Source organism: Spirosoma migulaei, from assembly GCF_054776855.1.
The window spans coordinates 225,730-232,510 of record NZ_BAAHBG010000013.1 but is presented as its reverse complement, the minus strand read 5'-3'; the positions used below and the strand labels follow the sequence as shown (position 1 = coordinate 232,510).

7 protein-coding genes are annotated in these 6,781 nt (G+C 48.6%); 4 read left to right on the top strand and 3 right to left on the bottom strand.

What is annotated here, in order from left to right; genetic code table 11:
• From metG to ACYVGO_RS16695, 3 genes are all read left to right on the top strand, one after another.
• A partial coding sequence (gene metG, locus ACYVGO_RS16705; protein ID WP_460970247.1) for a methionine--tRNA ligase subunit beta occupies positions 1-1,169 on the top strand: 1,169 nt, incomplete at its 5' end.
• Positions 1,170-1,293: 124 nt separating this feature from the next.
• Positions 1,294-1,452 (top strand): hypothetical protein, encoded by a 159-nt coding sequence (locus ACYVGO_RS16700; RefSeq protein ID WP_168207777.1) that lies wholly within the window; start codon positions 1,294-1,296, stop codon positions 1,450-1,452.
• On the top strand, positions 1,433-1,747 hold the full coding sequence (locus ACYVGO_RS16695; protein WP_460970246.1) for a hypothetical protein: 315 nt from the start codon (positions 1,433-1,435) through the stop codon (positions 1,745-1,747). Before ACYVGO_RS16700 ends, ACYVGO_RS16695 begins: the two co-directional genes overlap by 20 nt.
• A gap of 5 nt (positions 1,748-1,752) precedes the next feature.
• Here ACYVGO_RS16695 and ACYVGO_RS16690 read toward each other — a convergent pair whose 3' ends face one another.
• Together ACYVGO_RS16690 and ACYVGO_RS16685 are read right to left on the bottom strand one after the other, a co-directional pair.
• Positions 1,753-3,009: a DUF2264 domain-containing protein gene (locus ACYVGO_RS16690; protein ID WP_460970245.1), complete on the bottom strand. Its 1,257-nt coding sequence runs from the start codon at positions 3,007-3,009 to the stop codon at positions 1,753-1,755.
• Positions 3,010-3,143: 134 nt separating this feature from the next.
• Entirely contained in the window at positions 3,144-4,475 is a 1,332-nt protein-coding gene (locus tag ACYVGO_RS16685; RefSeq protein WP_142772352.1) for a Gfo/Idh/MocA family protein, read from the bottom strand.
• Positions 4,476-4,613: 138 nt separating this feature from the next.
• Here ACYVGO_RS16685 and ACYVGO_RS16680 point away from each other — a divergent pair, with 138 nt between their 5' ends.
• A complete protein-coding gene (locus ACYVGO_RS16680) occupies positions 4,614-6,374 on the top strand; it encodes an ABC transporter ATP-binding protein (protein WP_460970426.1) in 1,761 nt (586 codons plus the stop codon).
• On the opposite strand, the gene ACYVGO_RS16675 is transcribed toward ACYVGO_RS16680, so the two are convergent.
• Positions 6,375-6,725 (bottom strand): hypothetical protein, encoded by a 351-nt coding sequence (locus tag ACYVGO_RS16675; protein WP_460970244.1) that lies wholly within the window; start codon positions 6,723-6,725, stop codon positions 6,375-6,377.
• Positions 6,726-6,781: the final 56 nt, after the last annotated feature.

The window sequence follows — 6,781 nt, the reverse complement described above, 5'->3', positions numbered from 1 at the left end:
AGTTGACTAATGCCACGAACCGGGTGGAACAACTATTGCCGGCGATGTTGATGGCCGAAGGCAGCTATATACTGGCCGATAACGTACCCGCCAATGAGTTTATGAACCTCGAAGGTGATAAGATTAGTACGTCGCGCAACTGGGCGGTCTGGCTGCACGAATATCTGGAGGAACTTCCCGGCAAACAGGACGTATTGCGCTATGTGCTGGCGGCTAATGCGCCCGAAACCAAAGACAGCGAGTTCACCTGGAAAGACTTCCAGACCCGTAACAACGCCGAATTGGTGGGCATCTTCGGCAATTTTGTAAACCGGGCAGTAGTCCTTACACAGAAATTCTGCGATGGCAAAGTGCCTGTCCGTGGCGAATTAACGGACTACGATAAACAGGTTATAGATGAGCTAGCGCAGTTTCCCGACCGAATCGGGCAATCGATTGGGAATTATAAATTCCGGGAGGCATTAGGACTTCTGATGGATCTGGCACGACTTGGCAATAAATACCTTGCCGAAACCGAGCCCTGGAAAGTGGTCAAAACCGATCCGCTGCGAGCCAATACGATCCTGAATATCGCGCTTCAAATCTCGGCCAACCTGAGTATTGTTTGTGAACCATTTCTGCCGTTCACCTCAGAGAAACTTCGCAACCAATTGGGCATTACCGAGCATTTCAACTGGACGAATGCAGGCCGAGCTGACCTTCTGGTTGAGGGAACCCTCTTAGGCAAAGGCGAATTACTGTTCGCGAAAATAGAAGACGACGAAATTAATACACAGATTCAGAAATTGCTGAATGCGAAACGAATGAATGAACTAGAAACCAAAACAGTACCCGAACTACGGCCTGAGATTACGTACGACGATTTCGCCAAACTAGACATCCGAATCGGCACTATCACCGAAGCCGAACGCGTCCCTAAAAGCGATAAGTTACTCAAACTAAAAGTTGATGATGGCCTCGGTGGTCGTCAAATTCTAAGCGGCATTGCCAAGCACTTCGCTCCCGAAGAAATCATTGGTAAGCAGGTAACGTTCCTGGCCAATCTGGCACCCCGAAAAATGATGGGCTTTGAGTCGCAGGGGATGATCCTGATGGCGGAAGACCGCGATGGAAAACTCGCTCTCATCGCGCCTAGCGACGGAGTCTGGAATGGCGGAACGGTGGGCTAAGCCACTCAAAAACAGTAAGCTAAAAAGCCGGGAGCCTTAGTTCCCGGCTTTTTGTATTGAACCCGCCTGGCTGTTTCATTTGTTACTGACAAATAAGTACTTTTGAAAGAAAACCGTCCTCGTCATGGAAACACAGCAAAAAGAAAAAATAACACCCGAAAAGGCACTCGCCTGGCTAATTAGAAGTCAGGAACGGAAGAGAGAGCTACAGGAACAGTTTCAAAAAGACTGCGACTCGGGGCGAATTCAGGAATTATTGAAAGATGCAAAACCCGCCTATTGAAGGATACAGGCCTTATTTTATTAACGGAGCGTATGTATTCACTACAGATGATAAACGAATTTATTCCGTTACGTTCGAAGAGCAACCTTTCTTTGAAGACAGCGAATTTGTGCTCGCCGATCGTACCTATGAAGTTTTTCTAACCCTGCAAAAAGCACCACCCGCCTATTCAACCGATCCCCGAATTGGCGCTACATTAACGGGTATTATTCAAAATTTCATTGAGAAAGACCCCTCATGGCGGAGAAGTGCTCTCATCCTTCGTCAAACTCAATGCTTATCTTCGCTCCCGTAAATAACTTACCCCTTTATCGCATGGTCGACGTTCACGTCCTGTCCTGACCAGATTTTTTTCGATGTCCAGTCTGTAGCAGGTGCCGACCAGAAGGGATCTGACACAGCTAAGCCCAACGGCAAAAACGCCACTGAACACAGGTATAAACTTCCCGTCGAAATATAGGTTTCGCCAATAGAAGGCTGATGACCGCACAACCCGATTTGCAGCCAGCCTTTTGCATCGAACGTACCCGGTGCGTCCATCGTTCGATGCATCACGGCAGTTAGTGCCGAGCGGACTTGCCCTGGCAACAGCTCTGGCGGTAGGTTTCCCTGCAAAGCAATCTGCGACAACAATTGAAACGCTCCACATCGGTAGGCTAAGGAGCGTCCGAATGCAGCAAACGAACCATCGGGATTAATCAATCGCTCCTGAATCATCGCATAACGTTGGGCGCGAGTTAGCAAGGATTCGTACAAACTTTTCTCCGCTTTTCCAGCGTCAACCAGCGTTTTAACCACATCCAGCAACATGGGCTGAATGACATAGCTATTGTAATAATCCCAATGAAAATCAGGGCCATCGCCATAGGCACCATCGCCTTTGTACCAGGCCTGGTGTTGTCGAATGGCGTAGTCCATCCGGACCTCATCGCCAGAACCCGTATATTTCAGCAAGGCAGCTTCGACCATCGCCGTAAACAACAGCCAATTGCTATAACCCGGCTTAATAACCCGACTCGCCTGTAAGGCTTTCACCACGTTAGCCTGTTCCTCTGCACTTAACGAATGCCAAAGTTTGGGCGAGCGAACCAAGCCATGCGCCAGAAATGCAGAATCGACCAATGGTTGCCCCCCTTTCGTAAAATTCAGATAATCGACTGACTGCGGATTCGTACCATTCGCAATGGCCTTTTTGGCCAGCGCCAGATACGTTTGCCGTGAACGACCTTCTGGCGAATCATCTGCCCCTAACTCAAGCCAGGGAGCCAGGCCAGCTAAGGTACGTCCCAAGGCTTCGAGATGTGAAACGTCTATTCGGCTTGCCTGCTGACCAGGTGCCGATTCTACGGGCATAGTCGCTTTTAAACGATTCTGCGCTAAAGCCGATAAAACCGGATCGGCAATTTTCAATACCGTTTGGAGCCAGTAAGCGCGGTCATCGATAGGGGCTTTGGTATCTTCCGAAACACCTGAAGCAGACCCCAAACTCGCAATCGGGTTAATGCCTACACTAACTGGCAGCGCGGCAGCTAACCGGGCAAATGTGCGTCGTTTCATATAGTTATTGTCATTCGCCGTCAGTCATTGTTATTCTGTAGTCAATCATTGTCCTAATTCCGATACCGTTTTGCCAATCACTGGCTATGTACTACAAATGACAATTCATGACCACACTTGACAAATAATGACGATTAAACAACAGGCTTCCATCCTTTTTCGTACTCACGTCCCCACAGCTTCATGGCTTCTTTGTCATGGAGAATATGGCCGTTCGATGGATCTGTATGAACAATACTTCCGGTGCGTTGGGAAATATTCGCCAAATGGCACAGCAATACTGATCTGTGTCCCTGTGCAATATCGGCGTTGGGCTTTGACTTACCCCGGACACTTTCCAGGAAATTATCCAGGTGATAGGCATCCAATTGTTCGCCACCCGGACTGACGGCATTCGTAGAGGTACTGGTCGGTGCATCTCCCTTTACATCTTTTATGACTTTGCCCCCTAAATCCAGAATCTGGTAATCTGGCCCACTTTGTGGAGCAGACAGTACTCCTTTATCGCCATAAATAGTAAAGCCACGTCCGCTTTTTTCGGGACCAAATGCCTGACAGCTTAACCCTTCCCAGGTAATGGTCGCCTTGTCACCGAATTCAAAGGTAGCGATCTGCGTATCAGGCGTCTGCCAGTCGTCGCCTTTATAGGCATAGCGACCACCCGCAGAAGTTACTTTGGTCGGAAAATCCACGCCCATCAGCCAACGGCAGCAGTCAAGTTCATGCGTACCGTTGTTGCACGCTTCGCCCGTTCCCCAATTCCAGAACCAGTGCCAGTTATAGGGAACAACATTATCCTGATACCCTTTTCGCGGAGCTGGGCCCTGCCATAAATCCCAATCGAGGGTGGTAGGAACCGCAATGGATTTGCCGGTTCCAATTGGCTTTCGATTATTGTAATACCAGGCCCTAGCAAAATAAGGCTTTCCAATAGCGCCATCCTGAATATCTTTAGCCGCCTGTTGCAGCGTTGGCCAAGACCGGCGCTGGCTACCCATTTGTACAATACGATTATGTTTTCGAGCGGCCTCCAGCAACCACTCCCCTTCCTGCGGATTATGCCCACATGGTTTTTCAACATATACGTGTTTCCCCGCCGAACAGGCCAGAATACCTGCCGGAGCGTGCCAGTGATCAGGCGTGGCGATGGCAACAGCATCGAGGTCTTTTCGTTCCAGCAATTTACGTAAGTCTTTTATAACGGTTGGCTTACGGGTTTGTCCCGCCTTTTCAACCGCTTTCAGCCCGTTGGCAATGGCCCCGTCTTCTACATCACAGATATAGCCCACTTCGGCACCGGGCAGTTTTGAAAAAATACCCGCCAGCCAACTCCCCCGCGACTGAACGCCAATCAGGCCAATGACCACTTTTTCGCTGGGCGCATTTCGCCCAAAAATTGGGAAGGGTAAAATCTGGGTTGCCAGTCCGGCAACAGCGGTATTCTGAACAAAGTCTCGGCGATTCATCTCGATGCTTGATTACGTAGATAGCTGTTAAAGCGACAAACGATAGCGTTCTTACTGTTTCCGTTTGCTATGGACCAAATTCGGAAACGTTCGGCCGGAAAATGCTGTTACCGTTTTGAACTCGCCATTTTGCTTTCCGTGAACGAAGAACAGAAAAGCGGTCGGATTTTTGACCTCGCCATTCTCCGCCGACTATATGCGTTTGTAAAACCTTATCAAACTCGTTTTTATCTTTTGATAGGGATTATTATGCTGGCAGCCTGCCTGGCACCACTAACACCTTTACTCATTCGCTATACGATCGATAACGTGATCGCGATAGGCGACTACCAGAAGTTGACCCAAATGCTGGTCATTATGATTGGTGTACTGGTGGTTCAGGCAGTCATTCAATTCCTAAATACCTACTTATCAGGTTGGTTAGGTCAATACGTGATCCGTGATATTCGGACGCAGTTATACAGAAAAATCCTGCATCTGCGCCTAAAATTCTTTGATAACACCCCTATCGGTCGATTGGTTACGCGGTCCATTTCGGATGTAGAAACCCTGGCCGATGTGTTTAGCGAAGGTATGGCGGCTATTGCAGGTGATATTCTACAATTAGTCCTGATTATTGGGGTGATGGTCTACACCGACTGGCGGTTGGCGGCTATCAGCCTGTCGACCATTCCGTTGATGTTATTCAGCACCTATGTGTTCAAGGAGAAAATCAAAAAATCCTTCAATGAGGTGCGGACTGCGGTTGCCAACCTGAACTCGTTTGTGCAGGAGCATATTACGGGCATGAACATTGTCCAGATTTTTGGTAGTGAGAAAATTGAAGCCGAAAAGTTTCGGGTTATCAACGACGAACACCGGGCTGCTAACATTCGCTCCATTTGGTACTACTCCGTTTATTACCCCGTTGCCGATATTATTTCGGCAGTAGCGGTTGGCTTGGTCGTCTGGTATGGAGCAACGCAGATTATTCACTCCGATGTTACGTTCGGGACGGTTACAGCATTCGTGATGTTCATCAACTTGTTTTTCCGTCCTATTCGGATGCTGGCCGATCGGTTCAACACACTCCAGATGGGTATTGTTAGCACCGACCGCATTCTAAAGCTTTTAGATAGCGACGAATTTACCGTTGATAACGGTTCTTATACGCCTACAGCTATTCAGGGAAAAGTCGAATTTGACCGTGTTTGGTTTGCCTATAATAATGAAGACTGGGTACTCCGCGATATTTCGTTCCGGGTCAACGCGGGCGAAACGGTAGCCTTTGTGGGCGCAACAGGCGCGGGTAAATCATCCATTATTAACTTATTGAGTCGCTTTTATGATATTAACAAAGGCGAAATCAAGATCGATGGCGTCGACGTTCATGAATATGAGCTAGGGCATTTACGTCGGAATATTGGCGTTGTGCTACAAGACGTTTTCCTGTTCTCCGATACCATAGAAAACAACATTACCCTGGGCGATAAAACAATCAGCCACGATAAAATTGTGGAAGCAGCAAAATTAGTCGGTGTTCACGACTTCATCGAACGACTTCCAGGCGCTTATCAATACAACGTCATGGAACGCGGTTCCACCCTCTCGGTTGGACAGCGGCAATTGATTTCGTTTGTTCGGGCTATGGTTCAGGACCCAAAAATCATTGTGCTTGACGAAGCCACTTCATCTGTAGATACCGAAACGGAGGAGATGATTCAGAATGCGATCAGCAAGCTGATGAAAGGCCGTACAGCTATCGTAATCGCTCACCGTCTGTCGACCATTCAGAAAGCCAATAACATCATTGTGGTCGACAAAGGCCGCATTGTTGAGCAGGGTAATCACGAAGAATTGCTACAACAAGAGGGCTTCTACGCTAATTTGTACCGCATGCAGTATAAGGAAGTCGTGTAGTTACTTGCCAAAAAGGGCTTCCTCTTCTTCGGGCCCGGCTCCGGAAGTGCCTTCTGTAATTACATCGTGACCCGATACATTGGGCTTTGCATTGGTAGGGCCTGGTCCGCTCCCATCAAGCGCATACGCAATTGAATCGGCCAGATCATCAGGTGCAATTTTGGCGGGCTGGGCATCGCTCGACTCAATCTGGTCAGAACTAACTGGCTCGGGATAGGATTCCTGGGGCGAGAGACCATCGCGCTGATCAATGACTTCCTCATCAGCATTAGGATCATTTTCCATACCGGTTTGCACGCGGCTGGAGTCACCGCCGGTTAACTCGCTGGGGTTAAGCATGAAGTGTCGCATGGGCGTCGATGAGTTTAGTTCTCATTGATAACCCGTAACACCCGATAGCTGTTTAT